The following is a 21859-nucleotide window of genomic DNA, read 5'->3' as shown; positions in this document are numbered from 1 at the left end:
CCAGCTGCGCGCTGTTTCGGATTGGCAGAAATATCCCGGGGGATGAGCGGCGCAGCCGCGAAGGGGGCAGCGCCCCCTTGGCGTCAGAAGGAGGCCGGGCATGATCGCACTTCTCATGCGAGACCTGCGCCTCGCCGTGCGCGCCGGCGGTGGCTTCGGCCTCGGGCTGGCCTTCTTCCTGATCGTGGTGACGCTGGTCCCGTTCGGCGTCGGTCCCGAGGGGAAAATCCTCGCGCGGATCGCGCCGGGCATCCTGTGGGTCGGCGCGCTTCTGGCCTGCCTGCTCTCGCTCGACCGGATTTTCGCGCTCGATTACGAGGATGGCTCGCTCGATCTGCTGGTCACCGCGCCGGTGCCGCTCGAAGGGGTTGTGTCGATCAAGGCGCTCGCGCATTGGATCACGACCGGGCTGCCGCTGGTCGTCGCAGCGCCCGTGTTCGGGATCTTGCTGCATCTGCCGCAGGGCGCGCATGTCTGGATGGTGATCTCACTTCTTCTGGGCACGCCGGCGTTGTCGGTTCTGGGCACGTTCGGGGCCGCGCTGACGGTCGGGCTCAAGCGCGGCGGACTTTTGTTGTCGCTGCTGGTCTTGCCATTCTATGTGCCGACCCTCATCTTCGGGGCGGAGCTCGTGCGCCGTGGCGCCGAGGGGATGAACACTGAGACACCGCTTCTGATGCTAGCCGGGATCACGGCGGCGACGGTCGCGCTGGTGCCTTTCGCCTCGGCCGCCGCGATCCGCGTCAATCTGCGCTAGCGCAACCCGCGCGCGCGCCGTGATAGGAAGAGCCGTGATACACAGAGCCAACCTGGCCAGAAGGTGAGCAGAACAACAAGATGTCGATCTGGGAATACGCCAACCCCGTCAAATTCATGAAGACCACGGACAAGATCCTGCCCTGGACGGTGGGAATTGCCGCGATCACGCTGATCGTCGGGCTGGTCTGGGGCTATTTCTTCGTCCCCGCCGCCGAGAACTTCGGCGGTTCGGTCAAGGTGATTTATGTCCATGTCCCCGCCGCGATGATGGCGATCAACATCTGGGTGATGATGGTCGTGACCTCGCTGATCTGGCTGGTCCGCCGCCACCATGTCTCGGCGCTGGCCGCCAAGGCCGCGGCGCCCATCGGCGCGGTGATGACGCTGATCGCGCTGATCACCGGCGCGGTCTGGGGCCAGCCGATGTGGGGCACCTGGTGGGAATGGGATCCGCGACTGACCTCGTTCCTGATCCTGTTCCTGTTCTACCTCGGCTATATCGCGCTCTGGGCTGCGGTCGAGAACCCCGACACGGCTGCCGATCTCACCGGCGTGCTCAGCCTCGTCGGCGGGGTGTTCGCGGTGCTCTCGCGCTATGCGGCGAATTTCTGGAACCAGGGGCTGCATCAGGGGGCGACGCTCTCGATGGATTCCGAACAGCACATCGCCGATGTCTACTGGTTCCCGCTGCTTCTGTGCATGGCCGGGTTCATCTTCTTCTTCCTCGCTCTGGTGCTGATCCGCACCCGCACCGAGGTCCGCGCGCGCCGACTGGGCGCCATCCAGCAACGTGAGCGCATGGCATGAGTGATACGACCGGGCAAAGCGGCACCGTCACCGAGGGCGGCGTCGTCCTCGTGGACCCGTCCACCAAATCCTATACCGAAACCGTGAACATCGCCTGGGCCTCGACGGTCGTGCTTCTGGTGCTGATCATCGTCGTCTCGCTGATGCGTGGCGCGAAGGTGAAACGTCAATTGGCCGAGGCCGAGGCCCGCCGGAAAGGGGGCGCCCATGGTTAAGCCGCTGATGCTGCTGCCGCCGCTGATCTTTGCGGGGCTTGCGGGCGTGTTCATCTGGGGGATGACGCGCGAGGACCCGACGCAGCTGCCCACTGCCTTTGCGGGCAAGCCCGCGCCGCCGGTGCAGCTTGAACCGCTGGGCGATTTCAAACCCTTCACCGATGCCGATCTGAAGGACGGCAAGGTCAAGCTGGTGAACTTCTGGGCCTCGTGGTGCGCGCCGTGCCGGGTCGAACATCCCAATCTCGAGGCGCTCGCCGATGAGGGGATTCCGATCTACGGGGTCAACTACAAGGACAAGCCCGTCAAAGCGCAGGGCTTCCTAAGCGAGATGGGCAACCCGTTCGCCGAGCTCGGCGCCGATCCGAACGGCAAGATGGCGCTGAACTGGGGCGTCTACGGCGTGCCCGAGACCTTCGTGATCGATGGCACGGGCAAGGTGCTCTATCGCTTCGCCGGACCGCTGACCGAGCGCGTGATTGCCTCGGATCTGCGACCGCTTCTGAACGGCGAGACGACCGCGAAGTAAAGGGCAGGGCGCAAACGCGCCACTGGCCGCGATCCAGATCGCATCAAAAGCAAAGGCCCCCGGTTCGGGGGCCTTTCTTATCTCGAACTCAGAACGGGATTTCGTCGTCGAAATCCGAGCGGCCACCGCCGCCGCCGCCACCGGAGCCGCCCGAGGACGGGCCGCCATAGCCGCCGCCATCATCGTAGCCGCCGCCACCCGAGGACGGGCCGCCGTAGCCACCGCCACCGCCACCGCCTTGACCGCCGCCCGAGCCGCCAGGCCCATCGAGCATGGTCAGTTCGCTGCGATAGGGGCGCAGCACGACCTCGGTCGAGTATCGGTCCTGACCGTTCTGGTCCTGCCATTTGCGGGTTTCGAGCTGGCCCTCGATATAGACCTTCGAGCCCTTGCGCAGATATTGCTCTGCGACTTTCGCCAGCGGCTCCGAGAAGATCGCGACCGAATGCCATTCGGTGCGCTCCTTACGCTCGCCGGTATTGCGGTCGCGCCACGTCTCGGAGGTGGCGATGCGCAGGTTGCACACCTTGCCGCCGTTCGAGAAGGTCCGCACCTCCGGGTCTCGGCCCAGATTGCCGATCAGAATGACCTTGTTGACGCTGCCTGCCATATTGCCTCCGCCTCGCGATTCTAGAATTGGTCCCAAAGGGTATAGAGCAGAGCCCCGCGAGAGCCTAGGGGCGAAGCTTCGCTCAACCGTGACGGAAAGCGGCGAATTCCCGCGTGCATCTTTGGTTTGAGAGCGATTTCGGCGCCGGATTTCCAACCTTGCGCCGATAGATGGGGCCGTGGGTTTGCCACAGGTCTGGACGAGCCGGACGGCGCACGGGGACGGACCCCACCCGATCCGGTCGAGCAACCCCACATCCCATGAGGAGATACCCCATGAAATACCTGATGCTGATCGCCGCGAGCGCCACGATTGCCGCTGCCTCCACTCTCCCCGCTCTCGCAGAAGGTGGCGAAGGCGCCGTGGCCCCGGCGAAAGAGCAGAAGCTTTCCGCCGAGCTGAAAAATCAGGGCTACGACGTGCGCCGGATGGAAATGGAAGACGGCTATATCGAAGTCTACGCGATGAAGGACGGCAAGCGCGCTCAACTCTACTTCGATTCCAACCTCAAGCAGGTGAAGCGCTCGGGCGACAACTAATCGTCAGCGCCTTTTCGACGGGCCGGTATGATCCGGCCCGTCGTCCTCACGCCAGTCTTTCCAGAAGCAGCAGGAGGGCCCGATCATGGCCATCGAAGACGCGAGCTTTACCGATCTTCCGTCGCAGGAGACGTCTCACGCAGAACCGCCGCCCGTCGGTGCGCATAGCGTATGGGACCCATTCGTCCGGGTGTTCCACTGGTCCATTGCGGGCCTCTTCACCGCCAATGCGTTCTTCACCTCGCCGAAGCACGATCTGCACCACTGGATCGGCTACACGGTCGCGGGGCTCGTGACCGCGCGCATCCTCTGGGGTCTGTTCGGCACCCGCCACGCACGCTTCAAGGATTTCCCGCCATCGCCCACCGGCGCGCTGACGCAGCTGCGCGATATGGCGACGGGAAGGCGGCACGCACATCTGGGCCATTCGCCGCTCGGGGCGCTGATGATTTACAACCTTTTGATCACGCTTCTCGTCATCGCGGGATCGGGCTGGTTGATGACCACTGACGCCTATTGGGGCGTGAAATGGCCTCAGGAAGTGCATGAACTCGCCGTCAACTGGGCCGAAGTCTCGATTGCCGCCCATGTCGCTGCCGTTGTCTTCGAAAGCCGCCGGTTGCGCGTGAACCTTGCGCGCGCGATGATCACCGGTAAGAAGGTGTTCCGCGGCAACAGAGGGTAAGCGCCGATGGCGGTTTCGCGAGAGCGAGTCTCAATCTGGACGAAAGAGGGCGCATTGGTCGCCCTCATCATATTCCAAGCCGCCTGCACATCGCTCTTCGTGGCCGACGTGTTCGACGACTTCCGCGAGGCCGGGCGTCTCTCCCTGCATCTCAACATGGAGCTTTTCGCCAATCTCGGCCTGATCGCGGGGATCGTCGTCGAGGCGGCCGTGCTTTGGGCGCTGTTGCGACGTCAGGCGCATGCCGACCGCACGATCGGGGCTGCACAAGGCGCAATGGCCGAGATGATGAGCGCGCAGTTCGACCAATGGGGGCTGACCCCCGCGGAGGCCGATGTCGCAGCGTTTACCATCAAGGGCTTCTCGGTCTCGGAGACCGCCTCTTTCCGCGGCTCCAGCGAGGCCACGGTGAAATCCCACCTCAATTCCGTCTATCGCAAGGCGGGCGTGTCGGGCCGCTCTCAGCTCGTTTCGATCTTCGTGGAGGAGCTGTTTCACGGCCCCATCAAGGCCGATGCGAAAAAGCAACAGGCGCATACAATCTGACGCTACGGCAGCTTATCGGCGGGAGGTTGCCGAGGCGATTGGCGTTTTGCTTTAACTTTTCGCTGATTTCTCTATAGTTTGCCCCAGAATACGTGGACAGTGAGTGGTGGGGGCCGATGCGTAGAACGATCGGAATTCTCGGGCTGGCGGCGATTGCCGCGGCAGCGGTGATGGCGGGCCCAATGAGCGCCCAGGCAGAGGGGCTGCGGCTTCAGGGGAGTTCTTCGAAATCCCGCGCGATGCTGTTCCGAAACCAGACCAACATTCTCGATACCCGCGCCGCGCAGCAATATGAACATTCCTCGCGGCTGACGCCTAAGGGCAAGCTGACCCAGACCGCCAGCGTCGAGAACGTGCCGCGCTACAACGGCAAGTATCGCGGCCAATATATGAGTACCGCGAAATCGGTGGCCTCGCGCCATGGCATCCCGACCGATCTGTTCCTGCGCCTCGTGCAGCAGGAGAGCGGTTGGAACCCGCAGGCGCGCTCGCATAAGGGCGCGATGGGGCTGGCGCAGCTGATGCCCGCTACCGCACGCAAACTCGGCGTGAACCCCCGCGATCCGGCGCAGAACCTCGAAGGCGGCGCGCGCTACCTGAAGATGATGTATAACCGGTTCGGAAGCTGGCGGCTGGCGCTCGCGGCTTACAATGCGGGGCCGGAGGCCGTCGCGAAACATAACGGCATTCCGCCTTATCGCGAGACCCGGAATTATGTGCGGATCATCCTCGGCGGTTGATTCTTCGCAACTCACAAATAGAGAAAAGCCCCGCAAGATCAGCGATCTGCGGGGCTTTCTTTATGTCTTGGGTGAAGAGAGCCGCCGAAGCGGCTGATCTTACGGTATAATACGGGTGTATTTCGTGCCCGCGAGCGTCGCGCCCGCCATCAGACCGGCCTGGCCGAAGACCAGCGCAATGATCGGCGCGGTCGAGGTCAGGGTGGAGGCCGAAATCGCGCCGCCCTGATCCGGCACCGCATAGCGCGCATCCGCGCCGAGCTGCCAGCCATCGCCGCGGCGGAAGCCGGCAAGCGCCTCGGGCGTCATGAAGAACAGGGCATGGGCATATTGCTGCGCGCCGATCTGCAGACCGAAGCTCGCCGCCGCTGCCGAGTAGTAATCCACGGTCACGTTGTTGATCCGCAGCGCGCCGCGCCCGAATGCGCCACCGATGCCGAAACCCGCTTCGGTCATCAGAGGCATCCAGAGTACGCCGACCGACTTGTTCTCGAGATCGCGGGTGCCGGGATATTTCGTCAGGAGGTAGTTCCGGGTCGCATCGACCCGCGCGTCCAGCTTGGCGCTGCCTGCGCTGCCCACGCCGTTGCCGCAGGCCGCAAGGCCAAGCCCCGCACCGCCCATCGCCAGAAGGGTCCGTCTGGAAAGTTTCGTCATGTCTGTCGCTCCGCTCGATATGCCCGATCTCGCGCCGGGCTGATTAGTCTTATTACGACCGCTTGGCACAATTAATAGACGAGGGAACCCGCTTTGTCACTTCTTCTTGAGCCAATTCACGCTGAAGTGGCAAGACCCTGCTTAGCCGTTACCGAGCAGTTTCGCAGCCTCCGGCGCGAAATAGGTGAGCACGCCATCGCAGCCCGCGCGGCGGAAGCTCATCAGGCTTTCGAGCATGACTTTTTCGTGGTCCAGCCAGCCGTTCTTCACCGCCGCCATGATCATCGCGTATTCACCCGACACCTGATAGGCGTAGGTCGGCACGCCGAACTGCTCTTTCACGCGGTGGCAGATGTCGAGATAGGGCATCCCCGGCTTCACCATCACCATATCCGCGCCCTCCGACAGATCGCGCGCGACCAGCCGGATCGCCTCGTCGGAATTTCCGGGATTCATCTGGTAAGTCTTCTTGTCGCCCTTGAGCGCGCCGGTCGCGCCCACCGCATCGCGGAACGGCCCGTAGAAGCCGGAGGCATATTTCGCGGCATAGCTGAGGATCGTCACATCGGCGTGGCCCGCCGCTTCGAGCGCCGAGCGCAGCGCCGTGATCCGCCCGTCCATCATGTCCGAGGGCCCGAGGATATCCGCCCCGGCCTCGGCCTGCGCAATCCCCATTTTCACAAGGCATTCAACGGTTTCGTCGTTGAGGATGATCCCGTCGCGCACCAGCCCGTCATGGCCGTTCGCATTGTAGGGATCGAGCGCGATATCGGTCATAATCGCGATCTCGGGCACCTCCGCCTTGATCGCGCGGATCACTCGGTTGGTGATGTTCTCGGGGTTCCAGGCCTCTTCGCAGGCCTCGGTCTTCACCGCCGGATCGGTATAGGGAAAAAGGCAGATCGCCGGGATACCAAGCTTTGCGGCCTCTTCGGCGGCGCGCACCGCACCCTCCAGCGTGCGGCGGACAACGCCCGGCATCGACGGCACCTCGACATCCGCGCCCGGCACGTCGGTGATGAAGATCGGCCAGATCATGTCCTTCACACTCAACCGGTGTTCCTGCGCGAGATCACGCAGCGCGGCAGTACGGCGCATCCGGCGCAGGCGGGTGTGGGGGAAGGGCGGAAGGATCGGGTTCATCGGCTGGCTCCTCTGGCTCAGCCAAAGGGGTGCCACGGATCGCTGCCACAGGCAAGCGCGGCCGATCCGCGCGGGGTTCCGCTCGGGCCGAGGCTGGTCTATGCATCGACTTGAGGGGCCGCGACACGACGACCCGGAAGAACGAGGGCGAGGGGCTTGGAAGTTTTCGACACGATCGCGCGGCTGATCGACCTGCGCAGCTTTTCCAACTTGTGGTACTGGATCGCGCTGGCCGCAGTCTGGTCCTCGGCCTCGCATTGGGTGCTGGGCGTGCCGTGGGACATGGTGATCCGCGCGCGCCGCAAGGGCGGCGAGGCGGCCGAGGATCTCGCCGCGATGACGGCACTGAACGCGCGCAGGCTGAACCGGATCCGGCGCGATGCGGGGTTTTCGATGTCGATCTCCATTCCGTTCATGCTGAGCTTTCTGCTGATCACCGGTTTCATCTATGGCTCGGAGACGGCGCAGGCATTCGCGCTGCTGCTGGTGCCGATGATGGGGGTGTTCGGCCTGAGCCTGCGTCTGGCGCACAAACTCGACGCGGACCCAGCGCTCGCGCATGATCCGACGCTTGCAATCAAGGCGCTCTCGCGCCACCGGGTGAACGTGCAGGCGATCGGCGTGGTGGCGATCATCGTGAGCGCACTTTGGGGAATGTATCAGAACCTTCTCGCTTCGATGCTGGTTTGACGCGCGAAGCAACTTGACACCGGCGGCAGGGCCGATACCTCGCTTGGCTATGGAGCATTTTCTTCTCTCGGGCGCCCCGGAAGGGTTCGACGCCGCCTTGCTGGCCAAAGAGCTCGCCAAGGGCAAATCGGTCATCCATGTCGCGCGCGACGATCGCCGTCTGGCGGCCATGCGCGGGGCACTTGCGTTCTTCGCGCCCGAGGCGACGGTGCTGGACTTCCCGGCCTGGGATTGCCTGCCCTATGACCGGGTCTCGCCGAATGCCGATATCTCGGCCACGCGAATGGCGACGCTGGCAGCGCTCGCCTCGGGGATGCCCGGGCCGTTCGTTCTTCTGACGACGCTCTCGGCTGCCATGCAGCGCGTGCCCGCGCGCGAGGTGCTGGCAGGTGCGAGCTTCACCGCGCAGGTTGGCAAGCGGATCAACGAGCAGGCGTTGCGCGAATTCCTCGTGCGGATGGGCTTCTCGCAGGCCTCGACCGTGTCCGAGCCCGGCGATTACGCGATCCGCGGCGGCATCATAGACATCTTCCCGCCCGGCGAGGGCGGCCCGGTGCGGCTCGACCTGTTCGGCGATGTGCTCGACGACGCGCGCGGCTTCGACCCGGTGACCCAGCGCACGACCGAGAAGCTGAAAGGCGTGGAGCTTGCGCCGGTCTCAGAGGTCATCCTCGACGAGGCCGCGATCACGCGCTTCCGGCAGAATTACCGGATCGAATTCGGCTCGGGCGGCGCGGAAGACCCGCTGTACGAGGCCGTCTCGGCAGGGCGCAAACAGGCGGGGATGGAGCATTGGCTGGGCTTCTTTCATGAAAAGCTCGAGACGGTATTCGACTATCTGCCCGACGCGTCGGTGATGCTCGACGATCAGATCGCCGCGCAGCAGGAAAGCCGGTGGGACGGGATTGCGGATCAGTATGACACGCGGCGCGAGGCGATGACCCGGCGCGACCGGCTGGATTCGGTCTACAAACCCGCTCCGCCGCAGCTTTTGTATTTGAACCCAGAGGGTTGGGAGGCGGTGTTGAAACCGCTTCGCGTGCTGCGCCTGCAGGTGATCCCGGCACCGCCCGGACCCGGCATCCTGAATGCGGGCGGGCGCGTGGGGCGCAATTTCGCGCCCGAGCGCAAGGTCGAAAACGTCAGCCTGTTCAGCGCCTTGAAGGATCATGTTCAAGCGCGTCTGGCCGATGGGCCCGTAGTGATCGCTTCTTGGTCCGAGGGGGCACGTGAGCGTCTGCGCGGGTTGATGGAAGACGAAGGGCTGATCGGCGCCAAGCTGATCGGCTCTGCGCGCGAGATCGGGCCGGGAGTGAACCTCACCGTCTGGCCGCTCGACGAGGGGTTCGAAGCCCCGCGCGACGGCGGCGAGATGACCGTGATTTCCGAGCAGGACGTGCTGGGCGAACGGCTCGTCTCGAAGCCGCGACGCAAGCGCAAGGCCGAGAATTTCCTGACCGAACACACGACGCTGTCGCCCGGCGATCTGGTCGTCCATGTCGATCACGGGGTCGGCCGCTACAAGGGTCTGGAGACGGTCACGGCTCTTGGCGCGCCGCATGAATGCGTGCTGCTGGAATATGCGGGCGGAGATCGCCTCTATCTGCCGGTCGAGAATATCGAACTGCTCAGCCGTTATGGCCATGAGGAAGGCTTGCTCGACAAGCTCGGCGGGGGCGCGTGGCAGGCCAAGAAGGCCAAGCTGAAAGAGCGCATCCGCCAGATCGCCGACAAGCTGATGCGCATCGCGGCCGAGCGTCACCTGCGCAATGCGCCCATTCTGGAAGCGCCGCATCACGAGTGGGAAAGCTTCGCCGCGCGCTTCCCTTATACCGAGACCGACGACCAGATGAGCGCGATCGAGGATGTCGTGGACGATCTGAAATCGGGCACGCCGATGGATCGTCTGGTCGTGGGAGATGTGGGCTTCGGCAAGACCGAGGTCGCGATGCGCGCGGCTTTCGTGGCTGCGCAATCGGGCATGCAGGTCGCGGTGATCGCGCCGACGACGCTGCTCGCGCGCCAGCACTACAAGACCTTTGCCGAACGCTTCCGGGGCACCGCGCTGAACGTGAAGCCGTTGTCGCGTTTCGTCTCCGCCAAGGAAGCCACAAAGACCCGCGAGGGGCTGCGCGATGGCACGGTCGATATCGTGATCGGCACCCATGCGGTTCTGGCGAAATCGGTGAAATTCGCCAATCTCGGTCTGCTGGTCATCGACGAGGAGCAGCATTTCGGCGTGCAGCACAAAGAGCGCCTGAAAGAGATGCGCTCGGAGATCCATGTGCTCACGCTGACCGCGACGCCGATCCCGCGCACGTTGCAGCTCTCGCTGACCGGCGTGCGCGATCTGTCGATCATCGGCACGCCGCCCGTCGACCGTCTCGCGATCCGCACCTATGTGAGCGAATTCGACACTGTCACGGTGCGCGAGGCGCTGCTGCGCGAGCATTACCGGGGCGGGCAGAGCTTCTATGTTGTGCCGCGGATTTCCGATCTTCCCGAAATCGAGGAATTTCTGCAAACCCACGTGCCCGAGGTGAAATATCTCGTGGCGCATGGGCAGATGGCGGCGGGCGAGTTGGACGACCGGATGAACGCGTTTTACGATGGTAAATACGACGTTCTGCTGGCGACCACGATTGTCGAAAGCGGCCTCGACATTCCGACCGCGAACACAATGGTGATCCACCGCGCCGATATGTTCGGCCTGAGCCAGCTTTACCAGATCCGGGGCCGGGTGGGCCGCGCCAAGACTCGCGCCTATTGCTACCTGACGACGAAGCCGCGGATGCCGCTGACGCCGCAGGCCTCGAAGCGGCTGCGTCTGCTGGGCTCGCTCGACAGCCTTGGGGCGGGGTTCAACCTCGCCAGTCAGGATCTGGACCTGCGCGGCGCGGGCAACCTTCTGGGCGAGGAACAGTCCGGCCATATCCGCGAGGTGGGCTACGAGCTGTATCAGTCGATGCTGGAAGAGACGATCTCGAAGCTGAAATCGGGCGAGCTGACCGAGACGGCGGATGGCGACTGGTCGCCGCAGATCAATCTCGGCGTGCCGGTGATGATCCCGGAGGCCTACATCCCCGATCTCGACGTGCGCCTTGGCCTCTATCGTCGCCTGTCGAGCCTGACTACCAAGGTCGAGCTGGAAGGCTTCGCCGCCGAGCTGATCGATCGCTTTGGCGAGCTTCCGAAAGAGGTCAACACGTTGCTGCTGGTGGTCCGTATCAAGGCGATGTGCAAACGCGCGATGATCGCCAAACTCGACGCCGGTCCGAAAGGCGCGACGGTCCAGTTCCACAACGACAAATTCCCGAACCCGCAGGGTCTCGTGGAATTCCTGACTGCGCAGCGCGATCTGGCCAAGGTGAAGGACAACAAGCTGGTCATTCGCCGCGATTGGAAGAACGACAAGGACAAGATCAAGGGCGCCTTCGCGATTGCCCGCGATCTCGCCGAGAAGGTTATCGAGGCGAAGAAGGCGAAGGCCTGAGGGGCTCCGCGCGGAACATCACCTGTCCGCGCGGCAGCATCCGGTCGTCGCGGGTGAGGCTCCAGCCTGAGGCGTCCGCCATCGCGTCGAGGGCGGTTTCCGCAAGGTGATAGGGCGCGCGTCCTGCGTGTGTCACGACGCCATCGTTCTGGCGGTGGCTTGTCGCCTCATCGGGCGCGAGGAACACCGTCAGCAGCACGCACTCCAGTTGAGGAAAACGCTGCAACCCGTTGAAGCAACGCGCAATTGCATCGCTCTCCAGATGCGGAAAGACGCCGAAGGCGATGGCATGGGTGATCGTGACGGTGACACCGGCGAAGGTGAAATCCGCATCCTCCACCAGCTGCACAGGGTCGAGCCGGTCGCGGGCGTCAAGCTCCGCCGCATAGCCCGCCAGCATCAACGCGCGCGAGGCATCCGTACCCCAGTAGTGACCGGGCTCCAGATAGGGCACCGCCTTGCAGCCAAGCCGCAACGCGCCCGCGCCGATATCGAGAAGCACGTGATCGGGCCGCAACCCGTGATCCATGAGCGCCGCCATCTGCGCGCGGCCCGTCTCGTCCCAGCGCCCGCCCACGATGTCGCGGTGGCGACCCTTGGCGAGCGCCTCATCGTAGAACCCGGGACGGGCATAGGGCGAGGACATCGGGAGCGACTCGGGATCGGGGAAAGATGCGCGGGTATGCGCCCTTTGCCCCCGTGCGTAAAGCCCCGTCAGTCGGTCTCCTGCGTCTTGCGGATCAGCCACCAGGCGAGGCTCGAACAGATCAGCGTCGCGATCACCATCGGCAGTGCCGTGCCGTTGAAGGACAGACCCACGGGGGCTGCGATCACCACCGCGCCGACCGTCGAGATCGCGGCCACGATCGAGGCCGCCATGCCGGCGATATGGCCCATATGCTCCAGCGCCAGCGCGTTCAGGTTCCCGAAGGTCAGGCCCGCCATCGCGAAGACCGAGACCGAATAGACGAAGATGAACGGGAAGCCGCTTGCGCCATCGGTCAGCCCGCTAAGCACCAGCACCAGCATCACCGCCGAGATCGCCACCTGAGAGATATAGGTCCCCTTGACGATCTTGCGCATTCCCAGCCGCATCACGTAGCGCGCGTTGAAGATCGTGGCCGTGCCCGCCATCAGCGCGCCGATGGCGAACCACATCGGGAAAGTGTCGGTCACGCCATGCGCCGCGTAAAGCTGTTGCGCGGTCGACAGCAGCGCGAACATCTGCCCGAAACCCAGCGTCATCGTCACGATATAGAGCCGCACATCGGAATGGGTGATCACTTCCAGCGCCGCAGCGCGCAGCTTCGACACGTTCAACGGGCGGCGATCCTCGGGAGCGAGCGTTTCCGGTTGCCGGATCATCAGCCAGCTCACGCCGACGCAGCCAAAGACCATGAAAGCCCAGAACACGCCACGCCAGCCCGCAAACGCGATCACGAGTTGGCCGATCGACGGCGCCACGGCGGGTACGAGGATGAAGATCATCATGATGAAGGAGGTGATCTTCGCCATCTCGCGCCCGGCGAACAGGTCGCGCACCAGCGCCATCACGGTGATCCGCGGGCCCGAGGCGCCGATCCCTTGCAGCACCCGCGCGGCCAGCAGCGCCTCTAAGCTTTGTGCGTGGGCGGCGACGAACGCCCCGACCATGTAGATCGCGATGCCGCCTGCGATGGTCTTGCGACGCCCGAGCGCATCCGAGATCGGCCCGGCAAACAGCGTGCCGACGCCCATACCCAGCACGAAGGAGGTCAGCACCAACTGCGCGCGGTTGACCGCATCGGGGCTCAGTTCCTCTGCGATCTGCGGCAGGGCCGGCAGCATCCCGTCGATCGAGAAGGCGACCGTCGCGATCAGCGAGGCGAGCATGACCGTAAGTTCGGGCAGCGAAAGAGGCGTGCGCGCCCGGGGCGCGTCAGAGATCTGGGACATTCTGGGGGACTTTCCGAAAGTCGGATTTATTCGAAGCGCGAGCTTAGGGAGCTGCGCCGATTTGGCCAGAGGGCCGGGCGCGCAGCCCCCTGTGCGCTCACGCGATAGTGACGGCGGTTGCGACGCCGGACAAAGCGGTCAGTGCTGGGTCGCGTCGGAGGGTGCGCCGGACAGCTCGTCGATCACCTTCAGCCACAAATCGGTCGGTTGCGCGCCGCTCACCAGATGCGCATTGGCGACAACGACCGAGGGCACCGCGTTGATCCCGCGCTCGCGCGCATGCGCTTCCTTCGCGACGATCGTGTCGATATCGGCATCCGAGGCAAGCAGCCGCTCCACCAGTCGCGGATCCATCTTCGCGGCCTCCGCCACCTCACACAGAACGGTCGCGTCGCCGATATTGCGCCCGTCGCGCCAATGCGCGGCCAGCAGCCCCTCCATCACGTCCTCCTGACGCTCTTCCAGCCCCGCCCAATGGAGCAGGCGATGCGCGTTGCGCGTGTTGGGCTGGTGGGTGACGCGCTCGGGATGGAAATCGTAGCCCTCGGCCTCCGCGATCTCGAGGAGCTGCACATGCATCTTCGCGGCCCCGTCCTGACCGAATTTCGCCTGCAGGTAATCGGCGCGCCCCATGCCCTCGGGCGGCATCGTCGGGTTCAGCTCGAACGGTTGCCAGGCGCGCTGGAACGGGTGGTTCGGGCGTTGTGCCAAGGCCCGGTCCAGCCGCGCCTTGCCGATGAAGCACCAAGGGCAAACGGGATCGGCGAAAATATCGAGCGTGATCATGACGTGACCTCCTGTTGCAGCATGGTGCGGATTTCGGATCGCAGCACCTTGCCGTTACGGTTGCGGGGCAGGGCGGCGATATGGGCGTAAAGGCGGGGTTGCTTGTAACGTGCTAGCCGCGCCTCGGCATGGGCGCGCAGCGCGTCTTCCCCGGTCTCGCCGGTATAGGCCAGCGCGACGACGCTGGCATCGGCCTTCACCGCGATCTCGACGGCGGCCACGTCGCCTGCGCCGGGGCAGTCATGCATGACCTCTTCGACCTCGATCGGCGAGACCCGAAAACCGCCCGCATTCATCATATCATAGCCGCGCCCGAGATAGGTGATCGCACCGTCTTCGCCCATCGCGACCGTGTCGCCGGTCACGAACCAAGGGCCGATACGGCGCGCCGCTGTCTCTTCGGGGGCGTTCCAATAGCCCAGATAGCGGCCCGGATCGCTTTCATGGATCGCAAGCTGTCCCGGCTCGCCGCGCGGCACCGGTTGCCCATCCTCGCCCAGCACGGCGACATGACGACCCGCCTGCGGATAGCCGCAGGTGCCGGGCGGCGCGGGATGATCGGGACTGCCCGAAATGAAGGTCGAGCATTCCGACATGCCGAGCGCCTCATAGACCTTGGTACCCGTCGCTGCGTTCCAGGCCGCGCGCGTGGGTTCGGGCAGCGCCTCGCCCGCGCTCAACCCATGGCGCAGCTTCGGCAGCGACAGCGTCTCGTGATGTTTCAGAATTTGCCGATAGACCCCGGGGGCGGCTGCGAAGATCGTCGCGTCGAACCGTTTGAGTAGCAAGGGTAGGCTGCGCGGCTCGACCCCGTCCGCCGGGATCAACGCGGTCGCGCCCAGCGTCCAAGGATCCATCAGCCCGGTCCCGAGCGTGTAGGTCCAGTTGAAGGCGCCCGCATGCATCAGACGGTCATCAGACCCCATGCCGTACCAGCCGCGATACATCATCTGCCGCGCCCAGATCGCACGATGGGCATGCATCACGGCGCGCGCCGAACCGCCCGTGCCGGAGGTGAAGATCATGTAGGCGAGGCGGTTCGGATCGCCCATCGCGTAGTCGCAGGGCGTGGCCTCCTCGGCCTTGCGGAGAATTTCGGCAGGGATCACGCGCGCCGGATGGTCGGGCAGGGCGATCCCATCGCCCGCCACGACCGCCGCCGGATCGAGATCGGCCGCGAGCTTGGTGATCTCGGCCTCGGTCAACTGCGCCGAAGTCGGCACCGGCACGAGCCCTGCGGCGATGGCGCCAAGGAAAGCGATGGGAAATTCCGGCCCGTTGCCCAACCGCAGCATCACGCGGTCGCCGGGCGTGAGCCCCGCGTCGAGCAAAAGCGTCCCCGCACCGCGCACCGCCGCGATCAGCCGCCCATAGGACCAACGCTGCGCGCCCGAGGGCTTCACGATCTGCATCGCCAGCTTGTCGGGCGTCGCGGCCCCTGCCGCCAAAACATGTGCGGCCATATTAAAGGCGCTTGGCGGGTCGGGGATCGGGTCTGTGCGGTAAACGGAATCCATGCTGCCTAGCTAGGACGCAGCGGGCGCCCGAGCAAGCCCGAACGCGCCGCCATCACTTTCGCTTCGCCTTGGCGAAAATATCCCGGGGAGCGGCGGAGCCGCGGGGCAGAGCCCCCGGCAACCGATCAACGGCGCGCGACGCTCACTCTTCGTCGTCGTCGCCGAAGCGGGCGTCGTCGTCATACTCGTCTTCGCCCTCGCCGACATATTTCGCCGACAGCGCAATCGAATGACCGTCATGGGTCGGGTCCATGACAACGTCGGAGGGCAATTCGCCCCGCATCCAGTCGCGGATTTCGTCGCGCGCGTCCGCCGGCTCTTGTTCGGTCAGCTCGGCGATATACCGAATGAAGGCCTTCTGATCGCCGTCGATCTCGTCAAGTTCGGCCTCGTCGGCTTCGGGCCACTTGTCCACGATCGCCTCGTAAAATGCCGCCCAGTTTTCCTCGATATGGTGCCATTTCATCGCTTTTGATCCTTTTCTTCGCGGCTCGTCTCACGGGCGGCCCTATGTCTGAGAAAGGGACGCCCGGGGGGCTTTGCAAGGCACAAGGCAAAGATACCTCGCGCGGTTCCATATCGTGATCAGATCCGCGAGGTTACCTGAACCAGCCCTGCACCGAGCGCGCACCGCCAGAGATGTCGTCGCCCACACCGGCCACCGTGTTGCAGCCTGCCAATGCCGCAGCGACTGCTGCCAGAAGGATGAGTTTTTTCATTGTCCTGCCTCTTGATACCACCAGACATCGGGTTGGAAACCCGGCCATGCCCCGTATAGCGGGGTCTTCTCAGGGTAGTGAAGCTGCTTGATATGGGCGATGCGGTCAACCGGGGCATACCAGATCGGGATGACATAGCGACCTGCAGTCAACACTCGGTCGAGCGCATGGGTCGCGGCGACGAAATCCTCGTGGCTTTTGGCGTCGAGCATGGCCTTGACCATCGCCTCGGCGGCGGGGGAGTTCATGCCCATCCAGTTGCGCGAGCCGGGCTCTTTCACGCCTTTCGAGCCCCAATAAAGGTTCTGCTCGTTACCGGGCGACAGCGACAGCGCGCGCCAGTACCACGCCATGTCGAAATCATAGGCATTGGTGCGCTGCGTATATTGCGCGTCATCGATCACGGTCACTTTCGGGAAGATCCCCAGCTTCTTGAGCGCCTCGATGTAGATATCGACGATGCTTTGCGTTTCTGCCGCGCCTTGCTGCAGCACTATCTCGAAAGTGAAGGGCTTGCCGTCCTTCTTAAGCACGCCGTCACTGTCGACCTGCCAGCCCGCGTCTTCCAGCAGATTCGCCGCAGCGCGCATGTTCTTGCGGTTGCGCACGCCGCCGTCGGAGGTGGGCAGGCTGTAGCCGTCGATCGTACCGGGCGGCAGTTGATCAGCGAAGGGCTCCAGCAGAGCTTTGACCTTACCCTCTGCGGGGCCGTGCTCCATCCCAAGCTCGGAATTCGAGAAGTAGGAGGAAATCCGCGGCTCGGCGCCACCGTTGATCGTCTTGTTGATGAATTCGAAGTTGAACGCGTCGATCATCGCCTGACGCACCCGCCAATCGGCGAAGACCGGGTTGCGGGTGTTCATCACCAGCCCCTTGATGCCCGAGGGGCGCCCGTTCGGGATCTCGGATTTCACCACGTCGCCCGATTGCACGGCGGGGAAGTTGTAATTGCGGCCCCAGTCGGCGGCGTTCCATTCGGTATAGCTGTCGGTCTCGCCGCCTTTGAAGGCCTCGAACACGACCCCGCCATCGCCGAAATAGTCGTAGCGGATCGTGTCGAAATTGTTTCGACCCTTGTTGAAGCCCAGATCCTTGCCCCAGTAATCGGGGTTGCGCTTGAGCTCGATGAATTTGCCGGGATCGACGCGGCCCACGACATAAGGCCCGGACCCGATCGGCGCCATATTGGTGGTGGAGGCGAAGTTGTGCCCCTCCCACTGCGCTTTCTCCAGAACCGGGCGCATCCCCATGATCAGCGCCATTTCGCGGTCCTTCACCTCGGGTTTGAAGGTGATGCGGACCTTGCGATCCCCGGTCTTCTCGATCTTTTCGACCTTCGACCAGGCGTTCTGGTAGCGCGGATGACCTTCGGTCCCAAGCGTTTCATAGGACCAGATCACATCTGCGACCGTCACCGGATTGCCGTCGGAGAACTTGGCCTCGGGGCGCAGGGTGAACTCCACCCAGGTGCGGTCGGGATCGGTCTCGACCGATTCGGCGAGAAGCCCGTACAGCGTGAAAGGCTCGTCCATCGAGCGGCCCATCAGCGATTCGGCGACATAGCGACTGATTCCCTCCGCCGGGCGCCCGTTCAGAATCCACGGGTTAAGCGAATCGAACATGCCGGCCACGCCAAATCTGATCTCGCCACCCTTGGGCGCGTCGGGATTGGCATAGGGCAGGTGGGTAAAGCCGGCCGGAAGTGCAGGCTCTCCATACATTGCAATCGCAGGTTGTGGCTCCGCGGCAGCGATCCCTGTAAATACAGGGGCGAGCCCGAAAAGCGCCCCGCCGAGTAAATAGAAAAACACCGATCTCGTCATGTTAACAATCCCTGCCTTGCCTGCATTTATTGGCGCCAAGCTAGCGAGAGGTTTGAAACTGCGCAAACTTTTCCCTTGGAGAGCGGCGCAGGATTGCTTATAAGGGATGCACTGCTCGATAGGTTTCTTGCCTGTATGAAACCTGCCTCATGACTTGACGCCCGCCCTTGCGCGGGCGTCTTTTTTTACGTCATTCCCCATGAAAACAAGGTCCTCACCGCGATATCACGCGGTATTGCGCTTGCAGCATGGCGTTCGCAGGCGCGGCACGGCATGATCCCGGCGAATCCGTAACTTATCGCCACCGAAGGAGAGAACATGTCGCTTCAGGGAAAAACCGCCGTCATTACCGGGTCGAATTCCGGGATCGGTCTCGGGGTCGCGCGCGAACTGGCGCGGGCCGGTGCCGATGTCGTCATCAACTCCTTCACCGATCGCGATGAGGACCACCAGCTCGCCGCCGATATCGCAAAGGAATTCGGCGTCACCGCACGCTATATCAAGGCCGATCTGTCGAAAGGCGCCGAGGCGCGCGCGCTGATCGAGCAGGCGGGCAAATGCGATATCCTCGTGAACAATGCGGGCATCCAGCACGTCTCGCCGATCGAGGACTTCCCGGTCGAGAAGTGGGACGCGATCATCGCGATCATGCTGACCTCGGCCTTCCACACCACCGCGGTCGCGCTGCCGATGATGCGCAAGGCGGGCTGGGGCCGGGTGGTCAACATCGCCTCCGCGCATGGTCTCACCGCGTCGCCCTATAAATCGGCCTATGTCTCGGCCAAGCACGGCGTCGTGGGCCTGACGAAGGTCACCGCACTCGAGACCGCGAAGGAAGACATCACCGTAAACGCGATCTGCCCGGGCTATGTGAAGACCCCGCTGGTCGAGGCGCAAATCCCCGACACGGCGAAGGAATACAACATGACCGAGGAAGAAGTGATCGAGAAGGTCATCCTTGCGCGTCAGCCCTCGAAGGAATTCGCGACGGTGGAGCAGATCGGCGGCACCGCCGTGTTCCTGTGCTCGGATGCGGCTGCGCAGATCACCGGGACGACGATCTCGGTCGATGGCGGCTGGACTGCGCTGTAATCGGAAAATCCTCTGGCGGAGCGGGCACGCTCCGCCGGATCAATAGGGGCGCGACGAGAGCGCGCGCTCATGCGCCTGTCGATGGGCGATCACGGCCTCCAAGCGGTTCTTCACCCCGTATTTCTGCATGATATTCGTCATGTAGAACTTCACCGTCTTCTCGCTGATTGCGAGGCGCGTGGCGATTTCGCGGTTGGTCTTGCCGCGTTCCAACTCCCGCAGCACCTGCATTTCGCGATGGGTGAGGTTCTCGCTTTCGGATTTCTCCTGCCCAGAGAGCGCCGCCTGCAGCAGCGCCGCCGCGAAGCTGGGCGAGACGAAGGTGCCGCCATGCAGGATCGCGTCGATTGCGGCCTGCAACTCCGAGACACCCACGCCCTTGAGAATATAGCCCTTCGCGCCCGCGCTCATCGCTTCGATCGCGGTTGCAGGCTCGTCGCAGGCGGTCAGCAGGATGCACTGCATGGACGGGTCATGATCGATGATCTTGCGCAGCGCGTTCAGCCCGCCGCCGGGCATGCTGAGATCGAGGATCATAACGTCCGGCCTGCGCGTTCGGGCAAGCTCGATCGCGTCGATGGCGGAACTGCCCTGATCGATCACGTCGATCCCGAGCGCGTCTTGCAGGACGGCACACAGCCCCTGCCGGAAAATTGGATGATCATCGACAATACAAGCCGTCGTCGGCACGAAATCAGACATGGAAATACCCCTTAAACGATCCCGCGACTGCGTTCCCCAACGCGCGACGGCCATGCCGTCCGGAATGCCGCGAAATCCTTCTTCCCCCTGACCAACAGAATGAAGGTGTCCTGAATAAACACAATAAAGAAAGACGCTTACAGAATAGTCCCATCTGGCTATGGCTATAGACCGTTAGGATTACGTTCGCGTCACCTTTAGGGGGTGTCTGGATCGAGTGGGATGCGGCAAACCACCTCCGCGCCCTGCGGCTCGAGACGGTTAAATTCGAGCGTTCCGCCAAGCGATTGCGCCCGGAATTGCATCCCCGGCAAGCCAAGCCCGCCCTCGCGGTATTCGCGCTCTTGCTCGATGGTGTGGCCGGGGGCCGGGCCACTGTCGGAAATGCGCAGGACGAAAGAGCCATCTTCTTGATAGGTTTCAATTTTCTGGCTCGATCCGGGCGCGTGACGCGCAGCATTGGCCAAGGCCTCCTGCACGATCCGACCCAAGGTGCGCCGCGTCGTCTCGGTCAGCTCCGGCGCGCCCGGCGCAAGCGCGAGTGTGACCTGCGCCCCGGTGCGTCGGCCATGGTCCGTGGCGAGCGTTTCGATCAGCGCGGCAAGCGTCGGCGCGGCGTCGAATTGCGGCGCGACCAATCCGCCCGAGATGGCACGGATTTCCTCCATCGTCTTGCGCGCGACTTTCTTGATTTCCGCGACAATCCCGGCCGCTTTCGGCTCATCGGTCGCGCCGGGGGAACGAATCATATGCTCCAGCCGGTCGATCTCCAGCACCAGGTAGGAGAGAAGCTGGCACGCCCCGTCATGCAGGTCCGCCCCGATGCGCCGTTTCGCGCGCTCGTCGATATTGGCGGCGTTCTGGGCTGCCTCGGCGATCGAGCGGTGCAATTGCGAATTGCCCAGCAGCAGACGCTCGCGCTCGGCGAACTGACGGCAGAGCTCGACGGTCTGGCGCTCGATCGTCAGGCTGCCGCGCCGCACGATCAGGTAGAGCATGGTAAAGACGATGATCGCCACCGGCCCGACGAAGAGCCACGTCGTCTTGGCGGAGGTCAGCAGCGCGCCCCGGACCACATCGGCATTCTGATAGAATTCGCCCACCGCCAGAATAGCGCCGGTCTCGATATCGCGCAGCGGGGCGTAGATCTCATAGAGCTGCACGCCCAGCGCGCGTTCGGCATCATGGGCGGCGTCTTCCAGATCGGGAAAGCGCCCGAAGACCTTCCCCTTGAGCGCCTCGAAAATCTCATCGTCCGGCAGGACATGGCCATGCCCGGTTTCGGGCGCGAAGACCAGCTTCCCTTCGCGGCTCCAGATCTTGATGGCGAGGAAATTGCCCTGTTTACGAAACCCCTCCGCGAGCGCATCCAGGGCTACGAAATCCTCGGGGAGCAGGGCCTCCGATCGGCCCAGCGCCTGCACATGCGGCTGCAAGAGGTTCTGCATGTAGAATGCAGCCGTGTCGGCGGAGGCATCGAGCAACCGGGTCGTCGCACGGTTGTTGATCCAGTACGCGAGGGAGGCGAGCAGGAGGCTCAGCACCAGCCCAAGCCCCACGAGAAACTGCAGCGACAGCGAAAACCCCAGAAACCAGCGCAGCGGGTTTCGCACCGTCTGCACCGGGTCCGGGGCCCCCAAACCCCCGACCTTGGTCGCATCGCTCTTAGACCTTTGTCCCATAGTCCCTTGCGTCCTTTGGCGAGGAGCGTTCCCGACCATAGGGGAAAATCTCGTTCGACCTAAGACAATTTTCGCCCCCTCGATTTGCTGGCCTGATGGAAGGCAGGAAAAAGCGCCGTGCTTGTGGGGGGTGACGGCGCGAGACGTGGCACAGGGGTAAGTGCCGTCTCGCACAGCCTCCTGATGAGCC

At 63.8% G+C, this 21859-nt stretch carries 23 protein-coding genes; 11 read left to right on the top strand and 12 right to left on the bottom strand.

Annotated elements, in window-relative coordinates; genetic code table 11:
* The first annotated feature begins 100 nt into the window (after positions 1 to 100).
* The 4 genes from ccmB to BMI88_RS16315 all read left to right on the top strand — a co-directional run bounded on the left by ccmB (position 101) and on the right by BMI88_RS16315 (position 2310).
* Positions 101 to 757 carry a heme exporter protein CcmB gene (ccmB, locus tag BMI88_RS16330; RefSeq protein WP_078550436.1) on the top strand — a complete coding sequence of 219 codons (657 nt, stop codon included), beginning with the start codon at positions 101 to 103 and terminating at the stop codon, positions 755 to 757.
* 80 nt (positions 758 to 837) lie between these two features.
* Positions 838 to 1566, top strand: a complete 729-nt coding sequence (locus BMI88_RS16325; RefSeq protein ID WP_078550434.1) for a heme ABC transporter permease — start codon at positions 838 to 840, stop codon at positions 1564 to 1566.
* Complete coding sequence (gene ccmD, locus BMI88_RS16320; RefSeq protein WP_078550432.1) at positions 1563 to 1781, top strand: heme exporter protein CcmD; 219 nt, start codon at positions 1563 to 1565, stop codon at positions 1779 to 1781. The genes BMI88_RS16325 and ccmD overlap by 4 nt, the downstream gene beginning before the upstream one ends.
* On the top strand, positions 1774 to 2310 hold the full coding sequence (locus BMI88_RS16315; RefSeq protein ID WP_146673606.1) for a DsbE family thiol:disulfide interchange protein: 537 nt from the start codon (positions 1774 to 1776) through the stop codon (positions 2308 to 2310). The genes ccmD and BMI88_RS16315 overlap by 8 nt, the downstream gene beginning before the upstream one ends.
* An 88-nt stretch (positions 2311 to 2398) precedes the next feature.
* Here BMI88_RS16315 and ssb read toward each other — a convergent pair whose 3' ends face one another.
* Entirely contained in the window at positions 2399 to 2920 is a 522-nt protein-coding gene (gene ssb / locus BMI88_RS16310) for a single-stranded DNA-binding protein (protein ID WP_078550430.1), read from the bottom strand.
* A 275-nt stretch (positions 2921 to 3195) separates the two neighbouring features.
* Between ssb and BMI88_RS16305 the strand changes: the two genes are divergently transcribed.
* The 4 genes from BMI88_RS16305 to BMI88_RS16290 all read left to right on the top strand — a co-directional run bounded on the left by BMI88_RS16305 (position 3196) and on the right by BMI88_RS16290 (position 5430).
* Positions 3196 to 3459, top strand: coding sequence for a PepSY domain-containing protein (locus BMI88_RS16305; protein ID WP_158522159.1), 264 nt, complete (start codon positions 3196 to 3198; stop codon positions 3457 to 3459).
* An 85-nt stretch (positions 3460 to 3544) separates the two neighbouring features.
* Positions 3545 to 4144 carry a cytochrome b/b6 domain-containing protein gene (locus tag BMI88_RS16300; RefSeq protein ID WP_078550426.1) on the top strand — a complete coding sequence of 200 codons (600 nt, stop codon included), beginning with the start codon at positions 3545 to 3547 and terminating at the stop codon, positions 4142 to 4144.
* 54 nt (positions 4145 to 4198) lie between these two features.
* Positions 4199 to 4690: a helix-turn-helix transcriptional regulator gene (locus BMI88_RS16295; RefSeq protein WP_246831911.1), complete on the top strand. Its 492-nt coding sequence runs from the start codon at positions 4199 to 4201 to the stop codon at positions 4688 to 4690.
* 116 nt (positions 4691 to 4806) lie between these two features.
* Positions 4807 to 5430 (top strand): lytic transglycosylase domain-containing protein, encoded by a 624-nt coding sequence (locus BMI88_RS16290; protein WP_078520646.1) that lies wholly within the window; start codon positions 4807 to 4809, stop codon positions 5428 to 5430.
* A gap of 99 nt (positions 5431 to 5529) precedes the next feature.
* Here the strand turns inward: BMI88_RS16290 and BMI88_RS16285 are convergent, their stop codons facing one another.
* Positions 5530 to 6087, bottom strand: a complete 558-nt coding sequence (locus tag BMI88_RS16285) for a YSC84-related protein (RefSeq protein ID WP_078520647.1) — start codon at positions 6085 to 6087, stop codon at positions 5530 to 5532.
* A 141-nt stretch (positions 6088 to 6228) separates the two neighbouring features.
* A complete protein-coding gene (hemB, locus tag BMI88_RS16280) occupies positions 6229 to 7230 on the bottom strand; it encodes a porphobilinogen synthase (protein ID WP_078540992.1) in 1002 nt (333 codons plus the stop codon).
* Between the two features lie 156 nt (positions 7231 to 7386).
* Between hemB and BMI88_RS16275 the strand changes: the two genes are divergently transcribed.
* A complete protein-coding gene (locus BMI88_RS16275) occupies positions 7387 to 7920 on the top strand; it encodes a hypothetical protein (protein ID WP_078550422.1) in 534 nt (177 codons plus the stop codon).
* A gap of 49 nt (positions 7921 to 7969) precedes the next feature.
* Entirely contained in the window at positions 7970 to 11413 is a 3444-nt protein-coding gene (gene mfd / locus BMI88_RS16270; protein WP_078550419.1) for a transcription-repair coupling factor, read from the top strand.
* On the opposite strand, the gene BMI88_RS16265 is transcribed toward mfd, so the two are convergent.
* The 7 genes from BMI88_RS16265 to BMI88_RS16240 all read right to left on the bottom strand — a co-directional run bounded on the left by BMI88_RS16265 (position 11385) and on the right by BMI88_RS16240 (position 18193).
* On the bottom strand, positions 11385 to 12059 hold the full coding sequence (locus tag BMI88_RS16265) for a class I SAM-dependent methyltransferase (protein WP_078550417.1): 675 nt from the start codon (positions 12057 to 12059) through the stop codon (positions 11385 to 11387). The genes mfd and BMI88_RS16265 overlap by 29 nt on opposite strands.
* A gap of 68 nt (positions 12060 to 12127) precedes the next feature.
* Entirely contained in the window at positions 12128 to 13348 is a 1221-nt protein-coding gene (locus tag BMI88_RS16260; RefSeq protein ID WP_078550415.1) for a multidrug effflux MFS transporter, read from the bottom strand.
* 138 nt (positions 13349 to 13486) lie between these two features.
* Positions 13487 to 14134 carry a DsbA family oxidoreductase gene (locus tag BMI88_RS16255; RefSeq protein WP_078550413.1) on the bottom strand — a complete coding sequence of 216 codons (648 nt, stop codon included), beginning with the start codon at positions 14132 to 14134 and terminating at the stop codon, positions 13487 to 13489.
* Positions 14131 to 15597: a class I adenylate-forming enzyme family protein gene (locus tag BMI88_RS16250; protein WP_246831910.1), complete on the bottom strand. Its 1467-nt coding sequence runs from the start codon at positions 15595 to 15597 to the stop codon at positions 14131 to 14133. The genes BMI88_RS16255 and BMI88_RS16250 overlap by 4 nt, the downstream gene beginning before the upstream one ends.
* A gap of 196 nt (positions 15598 to 15793) precedes the next feature.
* Complete coding sequence (locus tag BMI88_RS16245; RefSeq protein WP_078520654.1) at positions 15794 to 16117, bottom strand: hypothetical protein; 324 nt, start codon at positions 16115 to 16117, stop codon at positions 15794 to 15796.
* A 133-nt stretch (positions 16118 to 16250) separates the two neighbouring features.
* The gene (locus BMI88_RS19955; protein ID WP_338113616.1) at positions 16251 to 16370 is read right to left on the bottom strand and encodes a lipoprotein; all 120 of its coding nucleotides are present in this window, start codon (positions 16368 to 16370) and stop codon (positions 16251 to 16253) included.
* Entirely contained in the window at positions 16367 to 18193 is a 1827-nt protein-coding gene (locus BMI88_RS16240) for an extracellular solute-binding protein (RefSeq protein WP_078550402.1), read from the bottom strand. Before BMI88_RS16240 ends, BMI88_RS19955 begins: the two co-directional genes overlap by 4 nt.
* Positions 18194 to 18511: 318 nt before the next feature.
* On the opposite strand from BMI88_RS16240, the gene BMI88_RS16235 reads away from it, so the two are divergent.
* The gene (locus BMI88_RS16235) at positions 18512 to 19285 is read left to right on the top strand and encodes a 3-hydroxybutyrate dehydrogenase (RefSeq protein WP_078520656.1); all 774 of its coding nucleotides are present in this window, start codon (positions 18512 to 18514) and stop codon (positions 19283 to 19285) included.
* Positions 19286 to 19324: 39 nt separating this feature from the next.
* Here BMI88_RS16235 and BMI88_RS16230 read toward each other — a convergent pair whose 3' ends face one another.
* Positions 19325 to 19987, bottom strand: a complete 663-nt coding sequence (locus BMI88_RS16230) for a response regulator transcription factor (protein ID WP_158522160.1) — start codon at positions 19985 to 19987, stop codon at positions 19325 to 19327.
* Between the two features lie 197 nt (positions 19988 to 20184).
* Positions 20185 to 21669, bottom strand: coding sequence for an ATP-binding protein (locus BMI88_RS16225; protein ID WP_168174007.1), 1485 nt, complete (start codon positions 21667 to 21669; stop codon positions 20185 to 20187).
* Between the last annotated feature and the right edge of the window lie 190 nt (positions 21670 to 21859).

Origin of the sequence: Thioclava sp. F36-6 (assembly GCF_002020305.1) — a bacterium.
GTDB lineage: Bacteria > Pseudomonadota > Alphaproteobacteria > Rhodobacterales > Rhodobacteraceae > Thioclava > Thioclava sediminum.
Note: the sequence above shows the minus strand (reverse complement) of the source record. Positions and strands in the feature narration are given on the sequence as shown.